The 24487-nt window shown below is 42.1% G+C and carries 27 protein-coding genes; 3 read left to right on the top strand and 24 right to left on the bottom strand.

The window, feature by feature from the left end; genetic code table 11:
- Positions 1 to 456: 456 nt before the first annotated feature.
- Positions 457 to 654 (bottom strand): hypothetical protein, encoded by a 198-nt coding sequence (locus CPG39_RS14510; protein ID WP_172424097.1) that lies wholly within the window; start codon positions 652 to 654, stop codon positions 457 to 459.
- A gap of 380 nt (positions 655 to 1034) precedes the next feature.
- Between CPG39_RS14510 and CPG39_RS08165 the strand changes: the two genes are divergently transcribed.
- The gene (locus tag CPG39_RS08165) at positions 1035 to 1763 is read left to right on the top strand and encodes an RNA methyltransferase (protein ID WP_096292845.1); all 729 of its coding nucleotides are present in this window, start codon (positions 1035 to 1037) and stop codon (positions 1761 to 1763) included.
- Between the two features lie 25 nt (positions 1764 to 1788).
- Here CPG39_RS08165 and argB read toward each other — a convergent pair whose 3' ends face one another.
- Together argB and CPG39_RS08175 are read right to left on the bottom strand one after the other, a co-directional pair.
- Positions 1789 to 2676 carry an acetylglutamate kinase gene (gene argB / locus CPG39_RS08170; RefSeq protein WP_096292846.1) on the bottom strand — a complete coding sequence of 296 codons (888 nt, stop codon included), beginning with the start codon at positions 2674 to 2676 and terminating at the stop codon, positions 1789 to 1791.
- A gap of 68 nt (positions 2677 to 2744) precedes the next feature.
- Positions 2745 to 3251 (bottom strand): chemotaxis protein CheW, encoded by a 507-nt coding sequence (locus tag CPG39_RS08175; protein ID WP_096292847.1) that lies wholly within the window; start codon positions 3249 to 3251, stop codon positions 2745 to 2747.
- Positions 3252 to 3351: 100 nt separating this feature from the next.
- On the opposite strand from CPG39_RS08175, the gene CPG39_RS08180 reads away from it, so the two are divergent.
- On the top strand, positions 3352 to 3927 hold the full coding sequence (locus CPG39_RS08180) for a BON domain-containing protein (RefSeq protein ID WP_096292848.1): 576 nt from the start codon (positions 3352 to 3354) through the stop codon (positions 3925 to 3927).
- A gap of 23 nt (positions 3928 to 3950) precedes the next feature.
- On the top strand, positions 3951 to 5327 hold the full coding sequence (locus CPG39_RS08185; RefSeq protein WP_096292849.1) for an FAD-binding oxidoreductase: 1377 nt from the start codon (positions 3951 to 3953) through the stop codon (positions 5325 to 5327).
- Between the two features lie 199 nt (positions 5328 to 5526).
- Here CPG39_RS08185 and cyoE read toward each other — a convergent pair whose 3' ends face one another.
- The 21 genes from cyoE to atpG all read right to left on the bottom strand — a co-directional run bounded on the left by cyoE (position 5527) and on the right by atpG (position 24486).
- Complete coding sequence (gene cyoE / locus CPG39_RS08190; RefSeq protein ID WP_096292850.1) at positions 5527 to 6420, bottom strand: heme o synthase; 894 nt, start codon at positions 6418 to 6420, stop codon at positions 5527 to 5529.
- A gap of 78 nt (positions 6421 to 6498) precedes the next feature.
- The gene (locus tag CPG39_RS08195) at positions 6499 to 7020 is read right to left on the bottom strand and encodes an SCO family protein (RefSeq protein WP_231990249.1); all 522 of its coding nucleotides are present in this window, start codon (positions 7018 to 7020) and stop codon (positions 6499 to 6501) included.
- A 28-nt stretch (positions 7021 to 7048) separates the two neighbouring features.
- Positions 7049 to 7771, bottom strand: coding sequence for an SURF1 family protein (locus CPG39_RS08200; RefSeq protein ID WP_096292852.1), 723 nt, complete (start codon positions 7769 to 7771; stop codon positions 7049 to 7051).
- A 191-nt stretch (positions 7772 to 7962) separates the two neighbouring features.
- Positions 7963 to 8820: a cytochrome c oxidase subunit 3 gene (locus CPG39_RS08205; RefSeq protein ID WP_096292853.1), complete on the bottom strand. Its 858-nt coding sequence runs from the start codon at positions 8818 to 8820 to the stop codon at positions 7963 to 7965.
- A gap of 33 nt (positions 8821 to 8853) precedes the next feature.
- Positions 8854 to 9063, bottom strand: coding sequence for a DUF2970 domain-containing protein (locus CPG39_RS08210; protein ID WP_096292854.1), 210 nt, complete (start codon positions 9061 to 9063; stop codon positions 8854 to 8856).
- 11 nt (positions 9064 to 9074) lie between these two features.
- A complete protein-coding gene (locus tag CPG39_RS08215) occupies positions 9075 to 9620 on the bottom strand; it encodes a cytochrome c oxidase assembly protein (RefSeq protein ID WP_096292855.1) in 546 nt (181 codons plus the stop codon).
- Between the two features lie 116 nt (positions 9621 to 9736).
- Positions 9737 to 11317 (bottom strand): cytochrome c oxidase subunit I, encoded by a 1581-nt coding sequence (gene ctaD / locus CPG39_RS08220; RefSeq protein ID WP_013646535.1) that lies wholly within the window; start codon positions 11315 to 11317, stop codon positions 9737 to 9739.
- Positions 11318 to 11329: 12 nt separating this feature from the next.
- Positions 11330 to 12157, bottom strand: a complete 828-nt coding sequence (coxB, locus tag CPG39_RS08225) for a cytochrome c oxidase subunit II (RefSeq protein WP_041362094.1) — start codon at positions 12155 to 12157, stop codon at positions 11330 to 11332.
- Between the two features lie 627 nt (positions 12158 to 12784).
- Complete coding sequence (locus CPG39_RS08230; protein WP_145956225.1) at positions 12785 to 13018, bottom strand: integrase catalytic domain-containing protein; 234 nt, start codon at positions 13016 to 13018, stop codon at positions 12785 to 12787.
- Complete coding sequence (locus tag CPG39_RS08235; RefSeq protein ID WP_145956226.1) at positions 13015 to 13329, bottom strand: hypothetical protein; 315 nt, start codon at positions 13327 to 13329, stop codon at positions 13015 to 13017. The genes CPG39_RS08230 and CPG39_RS08235 overlap by 4 nt, the downstream gene beginning before the upstream one ends.
- Positions 13330 to 13893: 564 nt before the next feature.
- Positions 13894 to 14565 carry a Bax inhibitor-1/YccA family protein gene (locus tag CPG39_RS08245; RefSeq protein ID WP_013646532.1) on the bottom strand — a complete coding sequence of 224 codons (672 nt, stop codon included), beginning with the start codon at positions 14563 to 14565 and terminating at the stop codon, positions 13894 to 13896.
- Between the two features lie 126 nt (positions 14566 to 14691).
- On the bottom strand, positions 14692 to 15168 hold the full coding sequence (locus tag CPG39_RS08250; RefSeq protein WP_231990250.1) for a hypothetical protein: 477 nt from the start codon (positions 15166 to 15168) through the stop codon (positions 14692 to 14694).
- Positions 15147 to 16193 (bottom strand): Holliday junction branch migration DNA helicase RuvB, encoded by a 1047-nt coding sequence (gene ruvB / locus CPG39_RS08255; RefSeq protein ID WP_096292860.1) that lies wholly within the window; start codon positions 16191 to 16193, stop codon positions 15147 to 15149. The genes CPG39_RS08250 and ruvB overlap by 22 nt, the downstream gene beginning before the upstream one ends.
- 21 nt (positions 16194 to 16214) lie before the next feature.
- Entirely contained in the window at positions 16215 to 16796 is a 582-nt protein-coding gene (ruvA, locus tag CPG39_RS08260; RefSeq protein ID WP_096292861.1) for a Holliday junction branch migration protein RuvA, read from the bottom strand.
- Complete coding sequence (ruvC, locus tag CPG39_RS08265; RefSeq protein ID WP_096292862.1) at positions 16793 to 17311, bottom strand: crossover junction endodeoxyribonuclease RuvC; 519 nt, start codon at positions 17309 to 17311, stop codon at positions 16793 to 16795. Before ruvC ends, ruvA begins: the two co-directional genes overlap by 4 nt.
- A gap of 27 nt (positions 17312 to 17338) precedes the next feature.
- Positions 17339 to 18064 carry a YebC/PmpR family DNA-binding transcriptional regulator gene (locus CPG39_RS08270; RefSeq protein ID WP_096292863.1) on the bottom strand — a complete coding sequence of 242 codons (726 nt, stop codon included), beginning with the start codon at positions 18062 to 18064 and terminating at the stop codon, positions 17339 to 17341.
- A gap of 138 nt (positions 18065 to 18202) precedes the next feature.
- A complete protein-coding gene (gene glmS, locus CPG39_RS08275; protein ID WP_096292864.1) occupies positions 18203 to 20059 on the bottom strand; it encodes a glutamine--fructose-6-phosphate transaminase (isomerizing) in 1857 nt (618 codons plus the stop codon).
- A 63-nt stretch (positions 20060 to 20122) separates the two neighbouring features.
- A complete protein-coding gene (gene glmU, locus CPG39_RS08280; RefSeq protein WP_096292865.1) occupies positions 20123 to 21496 on the bottom strand; it encodes a bifunctional UDP-N-acetylglucosamine diphosphorylase/glucosamine-1-phosphate N-acetyltransferase GlmU in 1374 nt (457 codons plus the stop codon).
- Between the two features lie 257 nt (positions 21497 to 21753).
- Positions 21754 to 22176, bottom strand: coding sequence for a F0F1 ATP synthase subunit epsilon (locus CPG39_RS08285; protein ID WP_096292866.1), 423 nt, complete (start codon positions 22174 to 22176; stop codon positions 21754 to 21756).
- 17 nt (positions 22177 to 22193) lie between these two features.
- Entirely contained in the window at positions 22194 to 23573 is a 1380-nt protein-coding gene (gene atpD, locus CPG39_RS08290; RefSeq protein WP_096292867.1) for a F0F1 ATP synthase subunit beta, read from the bottom strand.
- A gap of 28 nt (positions 23574 to 23601) precedes the next feature.
- Positions 23602 to 24486 (bottom strand): F0F1 ATP synthase subunit gamma, encoded by an 885-nt coding sequence (gene atpG / locus CPG39_RS08295; RefSeq protein WP_096292868.1) that lies wholly within the window; start codon positions 24484 to 24486, stop codon positions 23602 to 23604.
- Position 24487 lies beyond the last annotated feature (1 nt).

Below are 24487 nucleotides of genomic sequence, written 5' to 3' on the forward strand. Positions count from 1 at the left end.
TAGTAGTTGAATGATTGATCATCGAGTTGATAAATGCAGAAAGCAGAATAATGGTTCTTAAATTTTCTAGAATCGAAATACGAAGACAGATCAAGAATTAAAAATATTATCGATAATTCTATTTTTTTGTTTTGTAACCTAAGGGCTGTTGACATTTCAAAAATAGATATTCAGAAACAGCCGGTTATAATTACTGGGGTAAATCGCAAGCTACTGATATAGCAGGTGTTCTTATCAGATATCAACAGACCCTAGATTCGTGTTCTATTCCTGGCCTTGCTTAGGTGCCCCAATGCAACACTTAAGTTGCAATTAAAAGACGATGGATACTCTGTATCCAGAAACAATTTAGTTTGACCCAGATCAATATTCCACATAGCCAAAATTGATATTCTGCGAGTCGTTGTAACAAAGAACTTGATTATCAATTGTCCATTAAAAGGTTTCGTATGCGAATTACACACTTTTTTGCAGTTTTAGCTGTTCTGATTTTAGTTGCTTGCGGCGGAAGGCCAACAGCGCCAGAAACTCCTGATCCTGAAGCTTATGGTAAAACCATACAGCCTTTCCATCAAGTACCGGCAGGTGATCAGGAAGGGGGCGGCAAAGCCAGGTCCACTGAAGAAAAATCAAATTATTAAGATTTTTGATCATAACAGCAGTGTTCTATAGTAAAAATCACAAGCAATTTACGTCATAGAGCACTGCCATTTCCCACTCTTACTGTCATGCATTACATTAATGCAAATTGCGCAGAAATAGCACGGAGACAGAACTAGAATTGAGAATACAGCCGATGAATCGCATGTATTTTGTTTTGTAATCTATAAGTCTTAACCAGTATCTGACTTCGCTTCCATTCCCGTACTAAACGCATTTATCCACTGCGTCAGACATTCTTCATTAATACATTTCTGTTCGTGATCGCTTTTACCGCATTTACGCCGTTGCTTGGTTTGTTCTGTTAGAATCAGGCCCATTACAGCATTGATTATGCTCTGAAGTCAGTCACGCCGTTTCAAATAAAGTCACTTATGAATACATTCTCCTCGCTCGACCATGTCCGCATCATCCTCAGCCACACCAGCCATCCCGGTAATATCGGTGCGGCAGCGCGGGCGATGAAAACGATGGGGTTAAGCTCGCTTTATCTGATTAATCCCAAGACTTTTCCAGATAAAGAAGCGGATGTACGTGCTGTCAGTGCGCGTGATATTCTGGAGAAAATAAGGGTCTGCACTGCGTTGGATGAGGCGCTAGATAACACTGTGTTGACCGCTGCGATGACGGCGCGGCCGCGCGATCTTTCGCATGATGTTTTCAACGCGCGGCAAGGCGCGCGGGAATTATTGCGTTATGCGCGGCAACATCCGGTTGCGCTGTTGTTTGGCGCGGAAACTTCCGGTTTGACCACAGCGGAAGTGAGTAAATGCCAGATGATCATCCATATTCCCGCTAATCCGGAATTTACTTCGCTGAACCTGGCGAGCGCCGTGCAGGTAATGGCCTATGAATTGCGCATGGCGCTGACAGAAAATGAGACTGAACCCGTTCCTCTGGCTGAATTTCCCGCCAGTTTCAATGAACTGGAATTACTCTATGCGCATCTTGAACGGGTGATGATTGCGAGTGATTTCCTCGATCCGCAAAAACCCAAGCTGCTGATGCAACGCATCCGCCGTTTGTTTGGCCGTGCGCGATTGGAAAAAGAGGAGGTGCAGATTCTGCGGGGAATTTTGACGGCTTTGGGGAAACGCTGGTAAGCACCACCACTTTCTCAGCGTTGTCTTAGTTTTCCTTGATCAATGTTCCCACCCCTTGATCGGTCAAAATTTCCAGTAACAATGCATGCTCTACGCGTCCATCAATAATATGGCAGGATTTCACACCCTTTTTGACCGCATCCAGCGCCGAGCCGATTTTAGGCAACATGCCACCGGAAATAGTGCCATCGGCGAACAACTCATCCACCCGCTGTGCTGTCAGGCCTGTCAGCAGATTGCCATCCTTATCCAACACGCCGGGGATATTGGACAACAGAATCAGTTTTTCCGCTCTTAGGATTTCCGCCAATTTACCTGCCACCAGGTCAGCGTTAATGTTATACGATTCACCTTCGGCACCCACGCCAATCGGTGCAATGACAGGAATAAAATCTTGCGTATCAAGTAACGCGATGAGCGCCGGATCAATGGATTCGATTTCACCAACCTGACCGATATTGATCCATTTGCCTGCGGTCTCACGATCGGCCATGAGCATTTTCCGGGCGCGGATAAAAGCGCCGTCCTTACCCGTCAGACCAACCGCCTTGCCGCCATGACGATTAATCAGGTTAACGATGTTTTTATTGACCGACCCGCCCAGCACCATTTCAACTACATCCATGGTTTCAGCATCGGTGACGCGCATGCCCTGGATGAATTCGCCTTGCTTGCCAACGCGTTTGAGCATGCTGTCAATCTGCGGACCACCGCCATGCACGATCACCGGATTCATGCCTACCAGTTTCAACAGCACGACGTCACGCGCAAATCCCTGTTTGAGATTTTCTTCCACCATCGCATTACCACCGTATTTAATCACGATGGTTTTGCCATGAAAGCGTTGGATATACGGCAGGGCTTCAGCCAGAATCTTAGCTTTGTTTTTTGCTGTTGACTGGGAAATCGACATGATTCTCTTAATCTCTATTCTGATAATATTAAATAAAAACGTGCTGATCCGCGGGATCAAACAAAAAATTATCCACGAGCAATCTGCAAGAATTTTTCGTCGCGGATCAGTGCAAACAAACTCAATTCCTGCCATAGACGCCCTTCTGCATCTTTGTATGGCTTAATAGCACCTTGGGGCAGTTTCTTCCTGACTGCCTTAACCGGAGTGAATTCAGCTAAACTTCTGATTCCCAGCATGCTGTTCACGATGAATCCGCCATATAGTTTATCGGTGGGTGATGCCAATAATATTCGTGATTTTTGATTGAACGGGCTGGAATCTTTTCCTAAATAAACACCCAAGTCCGTAATTCCGTAGAAATTACCGCGCACGTTAATCAAACCCAGAAACCAGGGCTGTGTCAGTGGAACATGGGCTAACTTTGGAATGGTTATGACTTCGCTAACCTCGGTCATAGGCACTAAATAGCGATCCTCGCCTACAGCGACACCCAGCACCGCTGATGAGGTTTGCCTATTATCCGTGCTCGCTTTCTTTTGATTGAGCGTCTGCTGCGGTTTTTTTGTACTCATGCCATCTGTTAGATCACACTTTGGCTAATGGATTATTCGTTATCCGGCTATTTTACTGTATTATCAAGCCTGAAATTTTGAATTCTGCGGAGTTAATCAAATGAAATATCTCAATTGGCACTGGTTGTCTCTTTTACTTTGTTTCCCTTTATTGACTGGCTGTCCCATGTATTCAGTGAGCACGGCTTCAGGATCGAATTCTTATATTTCAGAAGATCGCAGAACCAGCGGTATTTTTATCGAGGATGAAGGCATTGAACTCAAAGCCTCGCGACGAATCCATCAACAATTCGGTAACAGCGTCCATATCAATGTAACCAGCTATAACCGTATTGTGCTATTAACCGGAGAAGCGCCTACGGAAGCCGTCAAGATAAATATTGAAAGATTGGTCATGGGTGTCGATAATGTACGCCGGATTCACAACGAAATCGCCATCGCAGCTAACACTGCATTGTCATCCCGCAGCAATGACACGCTGCTAACCTCTAAAGTGAAAGCGCGCTTCCTGGCCGAACGTAAATTCCAGATCAATCACGTCAAAATCGTTACTGAGAATGGCATCGTTTACCTGCTGGGAATGGTCACCCGAGAGGAGGGCGATAACGCAGCCCAGATTGCCAGTTCCACTTCAGGCGTGCGCAAGGTTGTTAAAGCATTCGAATATCTCAATTAATTCTTTCAAGTTAATTCTTCCCCATGCTGTCGGCTAATTTGCTCACCGAACTGCAGCGCACATTTCCACCCGATCGTTTTTATACTGATCCGGTGGATTGTTACTCTTATGCTTATGACAACAGCCGCAAGATCTTTCCGCCGGATGCTGTACTGTTCCCCTTAACCACGAAAGAAGTGCGTCAGATCGTCTCATTGTGCAATGAGTATCATGTCCCCTTGATTCCCCGCGGCCGAGGCACCGGCACAGCAGGCGGCAGCTTGCCTGAATTTGGCGGTATCGCCTTGTCGATGGAGCGCATGCTGAACATCATTTCCATCGACCCAGCCAATCGGATCATCGTGGCTGAGCCCGGTGTGCTGAATCAGACGGTGCAGGATGCCGCCAAACCCTACGGTTTTTTCTGGCCGCCGGATCCTTCAAGTGCTCAATTTTCGAGTATCGGCGGCAATATTTCCACTAGCGCAGGTGGACCGCATGCCGTTAAATACGGTACCACACGAGAGCATGTTTTGGGTTTGAAAGCCGTGACCGGCACGGGAGATTTGATCACCACCGGTTGTTACACCACCAAAGGCGTAGTCGGTTATGATCTGACTCGACTTCTAATCGGCTCCGAAGGAACACTGGCTGTCATTACCGAAGCTACTTTAAAACTTTCCGCACTACCCAGCGCTGTAGCTGGTATTACAGCGCACTTTAATGATCTCTCAAGCTGTACCCAAGCCATTGTCAACATTATGGCGTTACCGCAATTGCCAAGCGCATTGGAATTTCTAGATGCTGGATCGCTCAATCTTATTCGCGGACGCTATCCGAAAATGCTGCCGGTGGATACCCATGCGATGCTGATGATTGAGGTCGACGGTTCCAATCAGGATATTTCCACTTCAATTACCGCCATCCTCGAAGCATGTCGTAGCAATGGATTGATTAACGCTCAGCAAGCTAATGATACAGCAGTCCTATGGCGAGCACGCAAGGCCTTGTCACCCTTACTGAAAGAAATTGCACCGAAGAAAATTAATGAAGATGTTGTGGTACCGGTAAGCACCTTACCGCAGTTTTTGGCGGGCTTAGAAAAGCTCAGCGATCACTATCAATTACATAATGTCAATTTTGGCCATGCAGGCAATGGCAACATTCACGTCAATCTGTTAATCAATCCTGACGATACGGAAGAAGTAGCTCGTGCTGAGCGCTGTCTGGATGAGATATTTGATTTAGTGATCGGATTACGCGGCACATTGTCAGGCGAACACGGCATAGGCAGCGAGAAGCGCGCTTTTGTAACAAAGGAAATTGATCGTGTAACGCTTGATCTAATGAGAAATATTAAGCAGGTGTTCGATCCAAACAACATCTTGAATCCGGGAAAAGTATTTCCCGTCACACCTTAACTCTGTTTTAATCTCTGCGGATTTAATTCCCCGCCCCCTTGGGGCGAAAGCTGGTTGAAAACCAGCAGATTGTAGAGCGCAGTTAATACCCCGCTGCTTGCGGCGGGGTGCTTTATTTTTTACGTTTGCAATACCCTGATTAGACGGAAAATCAGGAAGCATTGCAAACGTAGGATAGACTTCTTCTTACGACACTATCTTAGAAAAAGAAATAGTGATCTACCAATAATGCAACAAATAGTAGCGCTAAATAAAGGATCGAATAACGGAATGCGTCTCGTGCCAATTGATCGCTATAGTTACGATAAATTTCTATCGCGTAATACATGAAAACACCGTTTAACAGAATAGAACTAACTAGGTAAATCAGACCGCTCATCTGCGTGATATAAGGCAAGGTAGTTACCAAACACAAGATAATGGTATATAACACTACATGCAATTTCGTAAATTGATCACCATGGGTTACCGGCAACATAGGCATACCAATTGATGCATATTCTTTTTTTCTGTAGAGTGCAAGCGCCCAAAAATGCGGCGGTGTCCAAGCGAAAATGATTAGAAATAACAGCAACGCATCGCTGGCAATTTCTCCGGTTACTGCCGTCCATCCTAATACCGGTGGCATAGCTCCTGATGCACCCCCGATAACAATATTCTGCGGCGTTAATGGTTTCAGGATTACGGTATAAATAATGGCATATCCCACAAATGTTCCCAATGTTAACCACATTGTAAGCTCGTTAACCCAGTGATACAGAATAAAAAGTCCTGTTCCGCCAACAAGTAACAAAAAAAACAAAGTTTCGGGAACACTTACCCTACCTTGTGGCAATGGCCTGCCTTTAGTACGCGCCATTACCGCGTCCATTTTTTGCTCTACAAGGCAATTCAAAGCAGCAGCAGCCCCCGCCACTAATGCTATGCCTAGGGTGGCTAATAACAGGATATCAATAGGTACAGCGCCTGGAACAGCCAAAAACATCCCGATTACCGCCGTAAAAACAATCAACGATACTACGCGTGGCTTTGTCAATCGATAAAATTGATTAATTCGCGAAGCCGTTTCATGCCAAGCTATACTAGTAGCCATGTCATAATCTCCTATGTTTATTCTCAAATGTTTCTTGTTGTTTCATCGCATCATACTGTCGCATGAGGCGCTAAATACTTAATGTTCTATTTGTGAAACGTGTAGCAATCGCTTCAAATCGTGCCCCATTTTGGTGCCATCAATTTTTTCAGGAAAGCGCATCATTATATTTCCGATTGGATCAATCAAATAAATATGCTTGGTTTGTGTTTCCTGGGTTTCGATATATCCGAGTATTTCGCTATCTTTTGCACTGACAAAGTAAGTGCCTTCATACTGCTCTTTTAACTCATCATCAGGTTTAACATCGTCATTGATTAACCAGAGCCGTTCAATTCGATGGCTTTGCTTCCCTTGCACCAGACGTACTTGGCGCATGAAATAAAGCTTCTCTTTACACACTTCATCACAGTGGCCTGAATCCACTGTTACCAATACCCATTTGCCGTGCAGATCTTTCATACGAAGTATCGTATTATCACTTTGATTCGTGCCTGTCCCGGCAACCTTGATGATAGGTATCAAATCACCATAGTGAGTGCTTTCCGGCCTATAATCCGTGAAATACAAAGCATAAGATATCACTACAGGGGCACACATTAAAGCCAGCAATAATAAGAACTTACGCCTATTTGATTTCTGAGTTTGTACGTTTGACATTCAAAACTATAAAAATAAAAAATGTTGTAACAGCCAGTGAAAACCACTGTATTGCATAGCCAATATTTTTCGATGCACCGGATTCGGGTTTTTCCCATGCTCGTACCAAGCCATCTTCAATTACATCCTTTTGCAAAATCATGATAGGTTGCATTTTCAAACCTGTAATTTGCTGATACTTATCCAAACTAAATGTGTTCCATACCGGACCTTGCACTATAGTGTCTGAAATTTCAAATGTTCTTATTTCTGGGGATATCACCGTACCAGTAATTATGATTTCCCCTGAAGCAGTTGTAATCAAAGGCAATATAGATCTATCATTTCCAGTTGCTACCCAGCCTCTATTAATCACCACATGCAGTGGGCTATTCGCAATTTTCAACGGGCTGATCACATGATATCCAGCACGCCCTTGATAGGTTTTATTATCTAGAAATATCGTATGTTCAGCAAGATACTCGCCTCGTACTTCAACATCACGATACTGATAGTTCACTAATTTAATCAGACTGCCTGGCAATGTAACCGCAGGTTGCTTTGAGTACTTCTCTAGTTGGTCATGCTGCGTATTTCTCTCATCTGCTCGGGACAACTGCCATCTACCTAATGCGACAAAAATTATCACAAACAAAATTGTCAGCACAATTGACCATAGCCTTGGCTTAAAGTGGTATCCCATTATGATCATTTTTCTGCTTGAGTCTGAGGAAGTGAACTAACTTTATTGATCATGTTATCGCAACAACTTAACCTAAATAATAAATTAGTTCACATAGACTCTGAACTAATTCCAGCTTCATAAAACTTGAGCAATAATAACAGTTCTATACTTAAGTTTTATGGAAGCCAGAATCTTGATTCACTTGTATTAGGTGCTATTTACATCAAATAAACAAATACAAACAGACCTAACCATACCACGTCAACAAAGTGCCAATACCAAGCTACGCCCTCGAATCCAAAATGATGCTCTGGCGTAAAGTGTCCTGCTGCACTACGGAAGTAAATCACAATCAACATAATTGTGCCGATTGTTACATGGAATCCATGAAAACCCGTCAACATAAAAAATGTTGAACCGTATGCACCCGTTGTCAATTTTAAATTTAGATCGTTATAAGCGTGCACATACTCATAAGCTTGGCAACCAATAAATAACGCACCCAAAGCTATCGTAGCCAGCAGCCACAGTTTTAGACCGTCACGTCTATTTTCCTTCAGCCTCCAATGCGCTATCGTGACTGTAACACCGGAAGTTAATAACAACAATGTATTAAAAGCCGGAAGTCCCCAAGCACCCATCGGAGTAAATGCCTCATGAACACCAGGACCAGCGGTTGGCCATGTACCATCATAAGATGTCCAAAATTCATTACCTAGCACAGTACTTTCGTCCATCAACCACGGTATGGACAAATTTCTCATGTACCATAATGCTCCAAAGAATGCACAAAAAAACATTACTTCGGTAAAAATAAACCAACTCATACCCCAGCGAAATGAAAGATCAACTTGATCGTTAAATTTCCCGCTTTCACTTTCTCTGGCAACCGTTCCAAACCATCCAAACAACATATATATCAGAATAGCAAAACCTATTCCTAATAGCCCATAGCCAAGCTCTATTTTATTCATGGTCAGTGCAGCGCCTGATCCCATGAACAATATTGCCGTTGATCCGATAATTGGATACATCGACGGAGCTGGGACGTAATAATGTCCAGATTCTTGACTCATTCTTCTCTCCTTCTACTTATGATTTTTCGATATCTAACTAACCACTAACCTAACCACTAGCATAACGCCAAGTACAAAAATTATTGCTCCGATAATTCCACCAATGATTACTTGCGCAGGTTTTAATGTTGCCGCATCATATTCAAGATCACTTTCTTTCCGAATTCCCATAAAAGCGAACATTACTGCTTTGGCAATTTGCCAAATACGTGCACCAGTTTGTTTTTCAGTAATTTTGTTCAATTTTCGATCCCTTATTTTTTGATGGCACTTGCGCTCGCAGGCAGCTCAAAAAATGTATATGAAATCGTCACAGTATTTATATCTGCTGGCAACCCTGAGTCGATCACAAACTGAACAGGCATTTGCAGAGTTTCATTTGGCTTTAGTACCTGTTTTGTAAAACAAAAACATTCAAACTTCTTCAAATGCTTATCCAAAAAGCGAGGACTATAACTGGGAATTGCTTGCCCGGTCACTTCGCGATCCGAATTGTTTGTAATCTCATACATCACATTAACCGGTTCACCAGGATGTATGCGAGCACTGGTTTGCAACGGCTTAAATTGCCAAGGCAATCCTCTTACATTGGCATCAAACTCAATTGCTATCCAGCGCCCTTCATCTACCCAGTTATCTTTAGCCAGCACGTCCGGTTGCAACAAATTATTAATTCCGGTCACTTCGCAAAACTTTTCATAAAATGGCACCAAAGCATAACCGAATACGAACATTATCAATGTGAAAATCAATAACTTTTTCAACATTAAGACATTCGATTTTGTATTAGCCTCTACCATACTTTTAATATAACCGTTATATAAATTGCCACAACCGTAGCAAACAGAATAATTGCTGTTACAAATTTTTTACGCTTTTTATCCGTTTCTTGTGACATACATTTCCCATTACTGCTTTACTTAACAATCGGTGGTTTCTCAAAACTATGGTACGGAGCCGGGCATGGTAAATGTGTCCATTCCAAAGTTGTGGCACCCTCCCAAGGTTTCTCCGGTGATTTTTCTCCACTACGAATGCAACTAATCACAATGTATAGGAAAAGCAACTGTGTCAACCCAAATCCGAATGCACCTATGCTAGATATCATATTAAAATCAGCAAATTGCAAATTATAATCTGGAATTCTTCGCGGCATACCTGCCAAACCTAAGAAATGCTGTACGAAGAATGTCAAATTGAAGAAGAACATTGATAGCCAGAAATGCCATTTACCTAGCGTTTCGCTATACATATTTCCAGTCCATTTTGGCAACCAGTAATACACACCCGCGAACAATGAGAATAATGCTCCTGATACTAATACGTAATGAAAATGCGCTATTACGTAATAAGTATCTTGAACCTGTATGTCAATCGGCACAATCGCGCAAATTACACCACTGAACCCACCAATCACAAACAAGAAGATAAAACCAATTGCAAATAACATTGGCGTTTCAAATGTCATCGAACCGCGCCACATCGTAGCTGTCCAGTTAAATACTTTGACGCCCGTTGGTACAGCAATTAACATCGTTGCATACATGAAAAATAACTGTCCTACTGTCGGCATGCCTGCAGTAAACATGTGATGCGCCCATACTACACAAGATAGAATCGCAATTGATGCAGTTGCATAAACCATTGATGAATAACCAAACAATGGCTTACGTGAGAAAGTTGGAATAATTTCTGACACGATACCAAATGCAGGCAAAATCATAATATAGACTTCTGGATGACCAAAGAACCAGAAAATATGCTGAAACATTACTGGATCACCACCACCCGCCGCATTAAAGAAACTCGTTCCAAAATGACGATCTGTCAACAACATGGTTACCACGCCTGCCAATACCGGCATAACCAGAACCAACAGATAAGCAGTAATTAACCATGTCCATACAAACATTGGCATTTTCATCAACGTCATGCCAGGCGCACGCATGTTCAGAATGGTAGTAATGATATTAATTGAACCCATAATTGATGATGCGCCCAAAATATGAACTGAAAAGATCATCAGATCAACACCTAACCCACCTTGCGTTGAGAGCGGCGGATAAAATGTCCAACCACCTGCTGCTGCCCCCCCTGGCACAAAGAATGAGCCCACGAGCAAAGTTCCCGCTACTGGCAACAACCAAAAACTCCAGTTATTCATCCGCGCAAACGCCATATCAGGAGCTCCGATCATCATCGGCACTTGCCAGTTAGCAAAACCCACAAAAGCCGGCATAATGGCACCAAAAACCATTATTAGACCATGCAAGGTTGTAAATTGATTAAATAATTCAGGCTCCAGGATCTGGATACCCGGCTGATATAACTCAGCGCGAATTCCCATTGCTAAAAACCCGCCAATCAGGAACATCGTAAAACTAAACCATAAATACATTGTACCAATGTCTTTATGGTTGGTTGTTGTAACCCAACGCATTATCCCACTGGGATGATGATCATCATGTCCGTGTGCGTCACCATGTACTGCTGCCATAATTATCTCCTTTTACTTATTTTCTACATGCATTGATGTTTTAACTGCAGATGCACTTTGCTGAGCCGCCACCCACTGAGTGTAGTCGTCTGCTTCCATCACCTCCACCACAATGGGCATAAATCCATGATCTTTTCCGCACAGCTCAGCACATTGACCACGATAAATTCCTGCCTTATCAGCCGTGAACCATGAATCACGAATAAAACCTGGAATAGCATCTTGCTTAACTCCCAGCGCCGGCACCCACCAAGCGTGAATGACATCATTGGCGGTTATGATCACACGCACTTTTTTACCTACCGGTACCACCACGCGATTATCAACCTCTAGTAGATAATGCTCACCTTTAGGCTCTTTATTCTCGTATTGAGCTCTGGGTGTAGACAATTTACTAAAGAAGCTTATACCCTCACCTTCACCCTGCAGATAATCGTACCCCCACATCCACTGGTAACCCGTCGCTTTAATGGTCATATCAGGGCTTGAAGTATCCTTCATCGCAATAACCGTTTTTGTTGCGGGATATGCCATAGCAATTAATATAATACAAGGTATAACGGTCCACACTATTTCAACCGTTGTGCTGTGATGAAAATTCGCTGCCTTATAGCCCAAAGATTTTCGATGCTTGAGTATAGAATAAAACATAACACCAAATACAGCGATAAAGATAACCAAGCAAATCCACAAAAGCATTATGTGCTGATCATAGATGTCTTGTGCTATGACACTCTGCGGCTCGGGAAAATTATACTTAGATTGCTGTCCCACCGCCATGCTTGAGTACAAAGTAAAAGCGGACACCCCCGCCCAGGTTACTACTGATTTACTTCCCATATTTCCCCCCACATGATTACTAATTTTACAGACTTCAGGTACAACTATTAACACTACGAACCTGAACCATTATCTTGCTCAGCCAACTTACGAATTTCATGCGCCACAATCTTTTTTTGTTAAAACCACATCACGATTGACGATAATCATATTTTTGACTGAATTTCCTTATTATCCGCAACTTAGATTTTCTTAGTTATAGATACCTTCTACATGCTAATTAATCAAGGGGAAATTCTAGCATGCCACCGTTACTCAAACAAGGAAAATTCATGATTTTTATAGGAATATTCCCATGTTTATAAAATGGTATTGCTATAATGGAGCATCTAAAAACATTGCATGAGCAAAATATTTTATCTTCACTGATAACACAACTTACTACTTTCTCTTACATACACCTTAACAAGTTTATCCTTTCTATATTATTTTCAGTCTAATTTTAGAATAATTATATTAATCAATACTGTATCGCATTACTTGATGCTTATCAAATGAAGAAACCCAACAAATAATTATTTTAGATAATCATTATGACTCAAAAAACTTGAGCAAGAGAAGTAACTCCCCTGAGCTGAGCAACCTGAGAGAAAAGTTAAGCTTGAACGGCTTGTTGATGAGATTGTTTCAGATACTAAACCTGATTGGGATTTGATGCCGCTGCAACACTTTGACAAATGCAGTACTGATAAATTGAACGCCTTGGTCGGTATTCATGATTTTCGGACAACCGCGGATTTGAATTGCCGCATCTAGCACATGAACACAGAAATCCGCGCCCTTGGTATTGCATTGAGGCCAGCTTAGCACTTTACGAGCTCCCAATCGATGATAGCCACGAGATAACTGAACCTTCTTCATCGGCACATACATGATTTCGGCAGTTCAGACTTAGGCTGGCTGATAGCCAATCCTTTGAGTAGATAAGGACAGAACGTATGCTGCTTTTCTGAAATACTGGTTCCGGGTTTGGAGGCTATGCCGACAACTCCCATCTCAGCATGGATGCCGCTTTTTCCGGGCAACCCGGAGCGTTGGCATCGAAACCAGGCCGCATAACTGCGCGCACCGTATCGCGGCATGTTGAGATATTGCTCGCCCATTTGCCACAACACAAAACCAACTGGCCATTTCAGCCCTTTGCAGTCGATAATAACAGCTCGACTGCGCACTTCAATCAATTTTCCATCTCAAAAGCCAAGAGAAATTGATCTCGCAGAGATTCGATTATACACACATTTTTTAAGTGTTACTGTGCATATTTCAACGATGCAGCATGGATTGTATTTTCCGAGACCTTTGCGCGGTTACAATCCTGGAGCAATGGATCGGATGATATAATTATATTTTCAATGATCATTTCGATCAATATTGAAGCATTCATGTGTTTTTTGGTTTTGAGGACATTATAATAATTGAAAAATAATTATTGACAATCTGCCTCAAATACTTATACGTATTTTATCCAGCGATCAAACCAATTTAACCAGCAACAGAATAAATAGTACTATCACAACAAGCGGAATAACGAAACTTATCCAATCGGAAGATGTACCTTTTGGACTATTCTTCATCATATGCCGAGTTGCCGGAAACAAGACAACTATAAACATGACCAATGCCAAAGCAGAAATAATTTGCATCCAATCCATGATTCATCCTTCTCTTATAATTCCTTTGTTCAAAACAAAACCCCGGCTAAACCGGGGTTTTGAAAGCTTTCTAAGATTTGGAAATTAATCGTCATTACCCATAATACCCAGTATCTGCAGCAAGCTAATGAAGATATTAAAAATTGTCATATATAAACCAATAGTGGCCAGTACGTAGTTGGTCTCGCCACCATGAATGATGCGGCTCGTGTCATACAAAATAAAACCGCTCATAATCATGATGACAACAGCAGATATCATCAATGACATAGCCGGTATTTGCAGAAAAATATTAGCCAAGGCTGCTAGTAACACTAACAAAAATCCCACCATCAGAAATCCACCGAGAAAGCTGAAATCCTTTCGTGTAGTCAATACATACGCCGACAGTCCCATGAATATGGCTCCTGTTCCAGCAAGCGACAATGTAATAATGTTTCCACCATTAGGAAGAGACGCATACATGGTTAATATCGGGCCTAATCCAAATCCTAACAAGCCAGTAATCAGAAACACAATTCCGATCCCAGCTGGCGAATTTGCAAAGCGAGGTAATACAAACATTGCAATCACCATCCCGCCAATCACTGATATTAAATAAGTCATAGGCGGCATATTCATCAACATTGATATAGCAGCAGTAAATCCGCTGAACAATAATGTTAAGGACAAAAGCATATATGTATTACGCAATACTTTATTTGTTGCTATCGCAGAAGTTGATCTTTGCGAAACGGTTGATAAATTTTGATTCATTATTAAATAGCCTCCACTGTAAAATTTATAACAAACTATTCTAACGATCGATAAGACTACTATATAAATAATATAGTTCAAAACACAATATCATGAATTATGCCGTATTTTTTGATCTTACCCGTTTTAAACTTTTGCCAAAGTAAGATTATACACAACAAAAAAACCTCCTCGTTCTATCAAAGTAATATTTAAGCTAATTGGCCCCGCATCAAAATTAGCAATTCCTGAATAATTAATGCGCTTTTCTCCAACCAACGAGAATGCACTAACAGTACGAGAAAAATTGAGCGCCTCAATAGATTGAAATCGACCGAAACTTCGGTACAATTTCATCAGCTTATCAAGTTGTTCATCGTTTATGGTTTGCTTGGCTTCGGGAGTCAAATGGCGCAGAAGTACTTGTTTTTCCCAACCCGAAATTTCAGTTAATATTTGAGCAATGGCAGGTTCAGCGCTCTTACTGTAAAAATCCTTCTCGCGATTAGTATAAAAATACAACATAACCACGAGTGTCAATAATACGGCTACAATAAATCGCAATGTTTGAATTTGCATGTGTTGATAAGCTATAGAATTAATTATAAATTTCTTTCTTCCCAAAGTTCACCGCTTAATCCGCCACTTAGCTGTGCAATACCAAAATGCTGATAAGCCGCTGTCGTTGCCACACGTCCTCGAGCTGTACGCTTCAGAAATCCTTGCTGAATTAAGTAAGGCTCTAGCACATCTTCAATTGTGTCGCGCTCTTCACTAATCGCAGCAGCGAGATTATCAACCCCGACTGGACCGCCACTAAACTTTTCTAATACTGCTAACAACAGTTTCCGGTCCATAACATCCAATCCGATCGCGTCGACATCCAACATGCTCAAAGCGGCATCTGCCACAAGACGAGTAATATGCCCATCCGCCTTCACTTGTGCATAATCGCGTACGCGGCGTAGTAACCGATTAACAATTCGTGGTGTGCCACGCGAACGGCAAGCAATCTCCAGTGCGCCATCAGATGAAATCTCTACTTTTAATAACCTGGCAGAACGAGTCACTATTTTGCCAAGTTCTTCCGATGTATAAAACTCTAAGCGAGACACAATACCGAACCGATCACGCAATGGATTTGTAAGCATGCCAGCGCGCGTCGTTGCACCTACCAGGGTAAATGAAGGCAAGTCGAGCTTTACAGACCGAGCCGCTGGCCCTTCTCCTATCATAATATCCAATTGATAGTCTTCCAGAGCTGGATAAAGAATTTCTTCTACTATCGGTGAAAGGCGATGAATTTCATCGATAAACAGGACATCATTAGGTTCCAAATTAGTCAATAGAGCCGCCAAATCACCTGGGCGCTCCAGTACCGGGCCAGAAGTTTGTCGCAGATTAACGCCCATTTCTCTAGCAATAATATGCGCAAGTGTTGTCTTACCTAATCCGGGCGGCCCGAATAATAAAACATGATCGAGGGCCTCACGTCGATTCCTTGCAGCTTCAATGAATATCTGCAATTGTCCACGAATTTTTTCCTGACCGACATACTCATCAAGCTGTGTAGGACGTAATGCTCGCTCTAATATTTCTTCTTGTGAAGACGAGGAAATAGCAGTTACAAGCCGATCTGTTTCAATCATTTATTACTCTCGTGATTATTATTATCTTTCTTTAGATAATAATTGCAACGCTTGCCGTATACCGTCGGACACCATCGCATTCGAAGAAATCTGCTTAACAGCCCAACTGGCCTCACGATCGCTATATCCCAATGATAATAATGCATTAAGAATGTCACTCTCACTGGTTGACGATAGAACCCGATCGGAACTGAGCAACGCCAAGTCCAATTTATCCCGCAACTCTAGTAATAAACGCTCCGCCGTCTTTTTCCCAATACCAGGCACTTTGACTAATCGTGCACTATCTTGAATACTCACTGCATGATGCAAATCAGCTACGCTTAAACCAGATAAGAGTGCTAATGCTGTTCTTGCACCTATACCAGATATTTTTATTAACTGCCGAAATGTCTGGCGCTCCGGTTCTGTCGCAAAGCCAAATAGTAAGTGCATATCTTCACGTATTACAAGGTGGGTATACAAAGTAATTTCGACCCCGATTGTGGGGAGATCATAAAAAGTACTCATTGGCACATCAATTTCGTAACCAACTCCCTGCACTTCCAGCAACACTTGGGGTGGGTGTTTTTCCAACAATTTTCCGGTTAGTCGCCCAATCAAACTAACCGCCCGCGCTTCATTCGGTAGCCAATTGTCGCAATTTTTCCCAAGCCAAGCCCACCATTTGCATGACAGATCGCACAAGCCAAAGCATCAGCTGCATCTGCACCAGGACTTCCGCTCAGATTAAGTAATCGCACCACCATTTCTTGTACTTGATCTTTCTTAGCATGACCGTTTCCAACAACTGCTTGCTTAATTTGCAAAGCAGTATACTCAGCCACCATCAAATTATTCATTACTGCTGCACAAATTGCCGCACCACGGGCCTGGCCCAGCAATAATGTTGATCTAGGATTGATATTGACAAAAACCTGCTCTATGGAAACATATTGTGGGCGATATCGAACAATAATTTCAGATAAGTTATCTAAAATCAACTTAAGACGGAATGGTAATTCACCTTTTGAGGTTTTAACACTGCCACTGCTGACGTAGGTTAAATTGCCTCCATTCTTATCTATCACACCAAAACCAGTAATACATAATCCAGGATCTATGCCAAGAATGCGGATTTTTGCACCTCATGATGGCTTAGCGCGTTACTCTTCAAATACGACTGTAGTATATACATTTTGCACATCATCCAAATTTTCCAGCGCATCTAATAATTTCTGCATTCTTATCGCATCATCGCCCGAGAGTACTGTTTCATTTCCTGGCTTCATAGTCACCTCGGCTAATTCTGCTTTAAAACCCGCTTTCTCCAGAGCATCTTTTATATTTATGAAATCATAAGGTGCAGTAACTACTTCGATACTGCCGTCCTCGTTACTAATCACGTCTTCAGCTCCATTCTCCAATGCTGCTTCTATGATCTCATCCTCGTTTGTTCCTGGTGCAAAAATTAACTGCCCACAGTGTTTGAATAGAAAACTAACGGAACCATCCGTTCCTAAGTTTCCACCATATTTGGTAAATGCATGACGCACATCCGCCACGGTTCGAACACGATTATCCGTCATGCAATCCACCATCACCGCAGCCCCTGCTATTCCATATCCTTCATAACGAATCTCTTCATAATCGACACCATCCAGCGCACCGCAACCGCGTTTAATCGCACGCTCAATGTTATCTTTTGGCATATTCTGACTGTATGCTTTATCCATCGCCAAACGCAGGCGCGGATTACTGTCCGGATCTCCACCACCCATCCGGGCAGCCACTGTAATCTCTTTAATAAGCCGGGTAAATATTTTGCCTCGCTTAGCATCCTGCGCTGCTTTCTTATGCTTAATATTCGCCCACTTGCTATGGCCAGCCATTTATTAACACCCTTGACTAAAGAAAATTGATATTACCATTCTCTATTCTACGCATAAAGTACCTGGCTTCGCAGCAATAAAAAAAGAACAAGTTGACTATAGTCACATAATTCCACTTTCTATTTATCCCAACCAATACTATTCAACCGTCACTGCTTTTGCAAGATTCCTCGGCTTATCAACATCAGTACCCTTCACTAAGGCCACATGATAAGCCAGTAATTGTAAAGGTATGGTATGTAAGATAGGGCTCAGTAAACCTGCATGCTCAGATAGGCGAATCACATGCAGATTCTTGCTTTGCGTTATTTGAGAATCTGCATCTGCAAATACATAGAGTTCACCACCTCGTGCATGAACTTCTTGCAAATTTGATTTAAGTTTGCCTATCAATTGATCATTAGGTGCAATTGCTACTACAGGCATTTCACTATCAACCAAAGCCAACGGACCATGCTTCAACTCTCCCGCTGCATAAGCCTCGGCATGGATGTATGAAATTTCTTTAAGCTTAAGCGCTCCTTCCATCGCGATAGGATAATGGACCCCACGCCCAAGAAATAATGCATGACGCTTCTGTGCAAAATTTTTTGCCCAAATCTTCACTTGCGGTTCGATTTGCAGTGCGTGCTGTAGGGCCACCGGCAAATGTCGAAGCGCCATAATCATCTGCCGCTCATTATTAGTCGATAATTTATGACGCAACTTTGCAAGTACCATTGCCAATAACAATAATGAAGCCAATTGTGTAGTAAATGCTTTCGTTGAGGCCACTCCAATCTCTGGGCCGGCATGTGTGAGAAAGCATAAATCAGCTTGCCGTATCAAAGCACTCTCCGGTACATTGCAAACAGCAAGACTATATTGATGACCTAGCTTTTTAGCATAACTTATCGCCGCCAGAGTATCTGCAGTTTCACCGGACTGAGAAATACCGACCACTAAGGTAGCCTGATCTGCCAGAGGGTTACGATAACGATATTCGCTGGCAATTTCTACATTGCAAGGAATTCCAGCTACAGTTTCCAACCAGTGCCTTGCCACTAAACCTGCATGATAACTTGTTCCGCATGCCAGAATCAGAATATTGCTAATTCTGGAAAATACCTCTTTAGCCTTATTACCAAATAATTCGGGTGAAATTGATTTAGCATTTAAAATCATCTCTAGAGTATTAGTTACAGCGCTGGGTTGCTCGAAAATTTCTTTCTGCATAAAATGTGCATAAGGTCCCAGCTCAATTGCATCACTTGATAGATTACTTTCGTGAACAGAACGTTCCACTTCTTTCACTGAGTTCGTATTTAGACAATTGACAATGCGATATCTGTCGCAGGTAAGTTCAGCCACATCGCCTTCTTCCAAATAAATCATATTTCTAGTCGCTTTTAGCAAAGCTGATGCATCAGAAGCCGCATAATTACCGCCTTCACCTAAACCCAATAATAACGGTGCTCCATTACGCGCCACAACAATCCTTTCCGGTCGGGCTTCTTCCATAACCGCTATCGCATAAGCACCTTGTAGTTCAGCAATTGATACGCAAACTGCTGCTATCAAATCACCGGTATGCTTAAGGTTAAAAGAAATTAAATGCGCAATTACTTCAGAGTCAGTATCAGAAATAAATTCAAACCCTTCGACTTGCAGGCGTTTGCGCATTATTTCATGGTTCTCAATTATTCCATTGTGCGTAATGGCAATTCGAGCAGGAGATTCTGCTGTTCCAGAAAAATGAGGATGCGCATTATGCTCAGAAGGAACCCCATGCGTCGCCCAGCGAGTATGTGCAATACCCGCAAAACCTCGTATCTTCTTTTCATGTGCAAGCTTTTGTAACTCGGCTACACGGCCCGTAGTGCGCAATCTCTGCAGACCATTACAAGTCACTACGAGACCAGCGGAATCATACCCTCGGTATTCTAAATGTAATAATCCATCCAACAACACCGGCACGATGTTATTATTTGCTACTGCACCTACTATTCCACACATATCACATTTTCCTGCTACTCAGGCTGACAAAAAAATACTACTTAGATAATAGAAAATACCATTCTATTTTTTAATTTTTGGCGGACGCTTCCATCCACTAATGCTGATCTGCCTTGATCTGGATAAAGTCAGCTGATTCTCGGGTGTTTCTTTTGTAATCGTTGATCCAGAACCAATGTATGAACCCCTTGATATCTTAACCGGCGCGATAAGTTGCGTATCCGATCCAATAAATACATCATCCTCGACAATGGTAGTGTGTTTGTTAGCGCCATCGTAATTACAAGTGATTGTTCCAGCGCCGATATTGACATTCTTCCCTACGCAAGAGTCTCCAATATAGCTCAAATGATTCGTTTTGCTCCCCACACCAATCTGGCTATTTTTAACTTCAACAAAATTACCAATCTGTACTTTACTTGCTAGTCTAGTACCAGGTCGGATGCGAGCATAAGGGCCTATCTTGCAATTTTCACTAATTTCTGTACCCTCTATCATGCTGTACGGATGAATAATACTCCCCGCCGCTACTGTTACATTCCTGAGTATGCAATGGGCGCCTACCCGCACAAAGTTACCTAGCTTTACAGTTCCTTCAAAAATACAATTAATATCAATCTCAACATCGGATCCACAGATAAGTTCACCTCGTATATCAATTCGTGCGGGATCAGTTACCCTAACTCCTGTACTCAATAACTCATTAGCACAATTCCTTTGAAATAATCTTTCAAGTTCTGCCAATTGGTATTTGTTATTAACACCCATTACTTCCCAGAAGTTCTTAACCTGCACGGATGCAACATGCACACCATCTTTAAAAGCCATCGCAATAATATCTGTTAAATAATATTCATGTTGGGTATTTTTATTTTTTAGCTTAGGTAACCATTTGTGTAAATACACGTTGGGTATAAGCATAATCCCCGTATTAATTTCATATATACTTTGCAGTTCCGTACTGGCATCTTTTTGTTCAACGACTGCAGTAATTGCCTTGGTATTTACATCACGCACAATCCTGCCATAACCAAAAGGATTTTCTACAACTGCGGATAACATAGCACAGCTTTTCCCATCTACCACGATCAATAATTGACGCAATTCCTGAGCACTCACTAATGGAACATCCCCATAAAGAATAAGTGTCAAACCATCGTCACTAAGTTGAGATAATGCTTGCATTAACGCATGCCCGGTACCCAATTGTTGTTCCTGTATTACCCACGTCAAGTCATCTCCAATGACTGATTTCTTTATTTTTTCTCCATCATGGCCAATAACTACACAAATTTTATTAGGCGACAGCTTTCGGGCCGTATTGATAACATGCGTAAGCAGGGGCTGACCTGCCAAAGTATGCAATACTTTTGGAAGAGAAGAATGCATGCGCTTTCCAGCACCTGCTGCGAGAATTACTACATTAAGCTTCAACACAATTATGAATGATTTTAAAATAAATACCGTAATCTAATTGAATGAAATAGCCTTTGTAAATTAGCTGATCGCTCATTTTAAATATTAATCATTTTACTTTAGTAAATAAAGAACACAAAAAAGGCGACATATGTCGCCTTTTTTGTGTTCTTTATTTTGGTGAATATACCATAAGTAGTGGAGTATCAATTACATTCTTCGATTCACTTTTATTCAGTCACTTTTCAACAAAAACTGAAAATCGATCTACATTTTAACTAATGCCCACGTTTTCTTAACTTATTAATTGCAGCTAATTGCGCCATCGCTTCAATCAATTCAGCTTGAGCTTTGATATAATCCAATTCAGATTCCTTATTTTTCATAGCCTCTTCAGCGGCTCGTTTCGCCTCAAGCGCTTTTGCTTCATCAAGATCGTGACTCCGCACAGCAGTATCGGCTAATATGGTAACAATATCCGGCTGAACTTCCAGCATCCCTCCAGATACATATATCAGCTCTTCTTCCTGTAATTGAGCCTTTATACGTACCATCCCAGATTTTATTTTTGTTAGCATCGGTGTATGTCGTGGATAGATTCCCACTTCGCCCATCTGAGCCGGCGCAACCATAAACTCCACAGGCCCAGAATAAATTGACTCTTCAGCACTAACTATATCAAGATGAAAAATGGTACCCATCACTATTTTCTCTGAGATTATTGAAGCGTTTTGGCTTTCTCGATTGCCTCTTCGATACCACCAACCATATAAAAGGCTTGCTCAGGTAGATCGTCGTACTCACCTCCAACAATTCCTTTAAAACCTTTAATAGTATCTTTTAAGGACACATATTTTCCTGGTGAGCCGGTAAATACTTCTGCAACATTGAATGGTTGAGATAAAAATCGCTGAATTTTACGAGCTCGACTTACAGCCAATTTATCTTCAGGAGACAGCTCATCCATGCCTAAAATAGCAATAATATCCCTTAATTCTTTATAACGCTGCAAAGTCTGCTGAACCGCACGCGCAGTGTTATAATGCTCATCCCCTACAACTTGCGGATCAAGTTGACGTGAAGTTGAATCAAGTGGATCCACAGCTGGGTAAATACCTAAGGAAGCAATATCACGCGACAACACCACAGTAGCATCCAGATGACCAAAAGTGGTTGCAGGTGAAGGATCGGTCAAATCGTCAGCGGGGACATACACAGCTTGAATTGATGTAATTGATCCAGTTTTAGTTGATGTAATACGCTCTTGTAATCGTCCCATTTCTTCCGCTAGTGTTGGCTGGTATCCAACCGCTGATGGCATACGTCCGAGCAAAGCAGAAACTTCTGTTCCAGCCAAGGTATAGCGATATATGTTATCTACAAAAAACAACACATCACGACCTTCATCACGGAATGATTCCGCCATCGTCAAGCCAGTTAATGCAACACGCAAGCGATTCCCAGGTGGTTCGTTCATTTGCCCATATACAAGCGCCACTTTATCAAGCACCTTAGATTCTTTCATCTCATGATAAAAATCATTTCCCTCACGAGTACGCTCTCCCACACCTGCGAATACTGAATATCCACTGTGTTCAATCGCGATATTACGAATCAATTCCATCATATTGACAGTTTTTCCAACACCCGCACCACCGAATAATCCGACTTTACCTCCTTTAGCAAAGGGGCATATTAAATCTATAACTTTAATACCGGTTTCCAGCAATTCTGTCGATGCCGAAAGTTCATCAAAAGCAGGGGCTTCACGATGTATCGACATATGCTGTTCAGCACCAATATCCCCCATTTCATCGATTGGACGACCCAAAACATCCATAATGCGTCCTAACGTTTTGGTTCCAACGGGTACATTAATTTGCTTTCCACTGTTTTGAACTATCATTCCACGACGCAAACCATCGGAAGAACCAAGAGCAATCGTGCGAACTACACCATCACCTAACTGCTGTTGTACTTCGAGAGTAAGCTCGGAATCTTCCATTACTAGTGCATCATAAACTTTTGGAAGAGATTCGCGCGGAAACTCCACATCAATCACTGCACCAATACACTGAACAATTTTTCCTTGATTCATCGTTGTTCCCTAAACTAATACAAAATTTTTAAACAGCCGCAGCGCCTCCGACAATCTCAGACAATTCCTTCGTAATTGCTGCTTGTCTTGATTTATTATAAATCAGTGTCAATTCATCAATAACATTACCAGCATTGTCCGAAGCAGCTTTCATCGCCACCATCCTTGCCGACTGCTCTGACGCCATATTCTCAGCAACCGCCTGATATATCAAAGCCTCCACATATCGAACCATAATATCATCAATGACCGACTTCGCCTCTGGCTCATAGATGTAATCCCATGATACTTTCTGCTTTTCATCACTCCCAGCTTCACTTTTTATAAGCTCATCAGTTAAAGGCAGCAGTTGCTCCATAACTGGTTGTTGCTTCATGGTATTGATAAAACGATTATAAAAAATATATACTCGATCAAACTTATCATGTGTATAACCGTCCAACACCACTTTAACCGCACCAATAAGTCGCACAATATCTGGTGTATCACCAAGTCCCACAACTTGAGACGTGATATTCGCACCAATCCGGCTCATAAAACCTAATCCTTTGTTACCAATACAACAAACCTCAATCTGCTCCCCCTCATTATTCCATAACTTCATTTGACTCAGAGTCTTGCGTAAGACGTTAGTATTCAATCCGCCACATAACCCTTTGTCTGAGGTTACGACAATAATGCCAATCCTTTTGACGGTATCCCGCTCGATCAAGAATGGGTGTCTATACTCAGTATTCGCCCGACTCATATGCGCAGCTACATTGCGTATTTTTTCTCCATAGGGGCGCGCCTTCTTCATACGATCTTGAGCCTTCCGCATTTTTGATGCCGCAACCATCTCCATGGCACGGGTTATTTTTTGCGTATTTTTTACACTCTTTATTTTATTGCGTATTTCTCTGCTACCGGCCATT

This window comes from Nitrosomonas ureae (genome assembly GCF_900206265.1).
Lineage (GTDB): Bacteria > Pseudomonadota > Gammaproteobacteria > Burkholderiales > Nitrosomonadaceae > Nitrosomonas > Nitrosomonas ureae_C.

What these genes read in the sequence shown, in the direction of transcription:
- CPG39_RS14510 (WP_172424097.1), bottom strand. Translation starts at nt 654, where the DNA reads ATGATCAAAAATCTTAATAATTTGATTTTTCTTCAGTGGACCTGGCTT.
- CPG39_RS08165 (WP_096292845.1), top strand. Translation starts at nt 1,035, where the DNA reads ATGAATACATTCTCCTCGCTCGACCATGTCCGCATCATCCTCAGCCAC.
- argB (WP_096292846.1), bottom strand. Translation starts at nt 2,676, where the DNA reads ATGTCGATTTCCCAGTCAACAGCAAAAAACAAAGCTAAGATTCTGGCT.
- CPG39_RS08175 (WP_096292847.1), bottom strand. Translation starts at nt 3,251, where the DNA reads ATGAGTACAAAAAAACCGCAGCAGACGCTCAATCAAAAGAAAGCGAGC.
- CPG39_RS08180 (WP_096292848.1), top strand. Translation starts at nt 3,352, where the DNA reads ATGAAATATCTCAATTGGCACTGGTTGTCTCTTTTACTTTGTTTCCCT.
- CPG39_RS08185 (WP_096292849.1), top strand. Translation starts at nt 3,951, where the DNA reads ATGCTGTCGGCTAATTTGCTCACCGAACTGCAGCGCACATTTCCACCC.
- cyoE (WP_096292850.1), bottom strand. Translation starts at nt 6,420, where the DNA reads ATGGCTACTAGTATAGCTTGGCATGAAACGGCTTCGCGAATTAATCAA.
- CPG39_RS08195 (WP_231990249.1), bottom strand. Translation starts at nt 7,020, where the DNA reads ATGTGTGCCCCTGTAGTGATATCTTATGCTTTGTATTTCACGGATTAT.
- CPG39_RS08200 (WP_096292852.1), bottom strand. Translation starts at nt 7,771, where the DNA reads ATGATCATAATGGGATACCACTTTAAGCCAAGGCTATGGTCAATTGTG.
- CPG39_RS08205 (WP_096292853.1), bottom strand. Translation starts at nt 8,820, where the DNA reads ATGAGTCAAGAATCTGGACATTATTACGTCCCAGCTCCGTCGATGTAT.
- CPG39_RS08215 (WP_096292855.1), bottom strand. Translation starts at nt 9,620, where the DNA reads ATGGTAGAGGCTAATACAAAATCGAATGTCTTAATGTTGAAAAAGTTA.
- ctaD (WP_013646535.1), bottom strand. Translation starts at nt 11,317, where the DNA reads ATGGCAGCAGTACATGGTGACGCACACGGACATGATGATCATCATCCC.
- coxB (WP_041362094.1), bottom strand. Translation starts at nt 12,157, where the DNA reads ATGGGAAGTAAATCAGTAGTAACCTGGGCGGGGGTGTCCGCTTTTACT.
- CPG39_RS08230 (WP_145956225.1), bottom strand. Translation starts at nt 13,018, where the DNA reads ATGAAGAAGGTTCAGTTATCTCGTGGCTATCATCGATTGGGAGCTCGT.
- CPG39_RS08245 (WP_013646532.1), bottom strand. Translation starts at nt 14,565, where the DNA reads ATGAATCAAAATTTATCAACCGTTTCGCAAAGATCAACTTCTGCGATA.
- ruvB (WP_096292860.1), bottom strand. Translation starts at nt 16,193, where the DNA reads ATGATTGAAACAGATCGGCTTGTAACTGCTATTTCCTCGTCTTCACAA.
- CPG39_RS08270 (WP_096292863.1), bottom strand. Translation starts at nt 18,064, where the DNA reads ATGGCTGGCCATAGCAAGTGGGCGAATATTAAGCATAAGAAAGCAGCG.
- glmS (WP_096292864.1), bottom strand. Translation starts at nt 20,059, where the DNA reads ATGTGTGGAATAGTAGGTGCAGTAGCAAATAATAACATCGTGCCGGTG.
- CPG39_RS08285 (WP_096292866.1), bottom strand. Translation starts at nt 22,176, where the DNA reads ATGGGTACCATTTTTCATCTTGATATAGTTAGTGCTGAAGAGTCAATT.
- atpD (WP_096292867.1), bottom strand. Translation starts at nt 23,573, where the DNA reads ATGAATCAAGGAAAAATTGTTCAGTGTATTGGTGCAGTGATTGATGTG.
- atpG (WP_096292868.1), bottom strand. Translation starts at nt 24,486, where the DNA reads ATGGCCGGTAGCAGAGAAATACGCAATAAAATAAAGAGTGTAAAAAAT.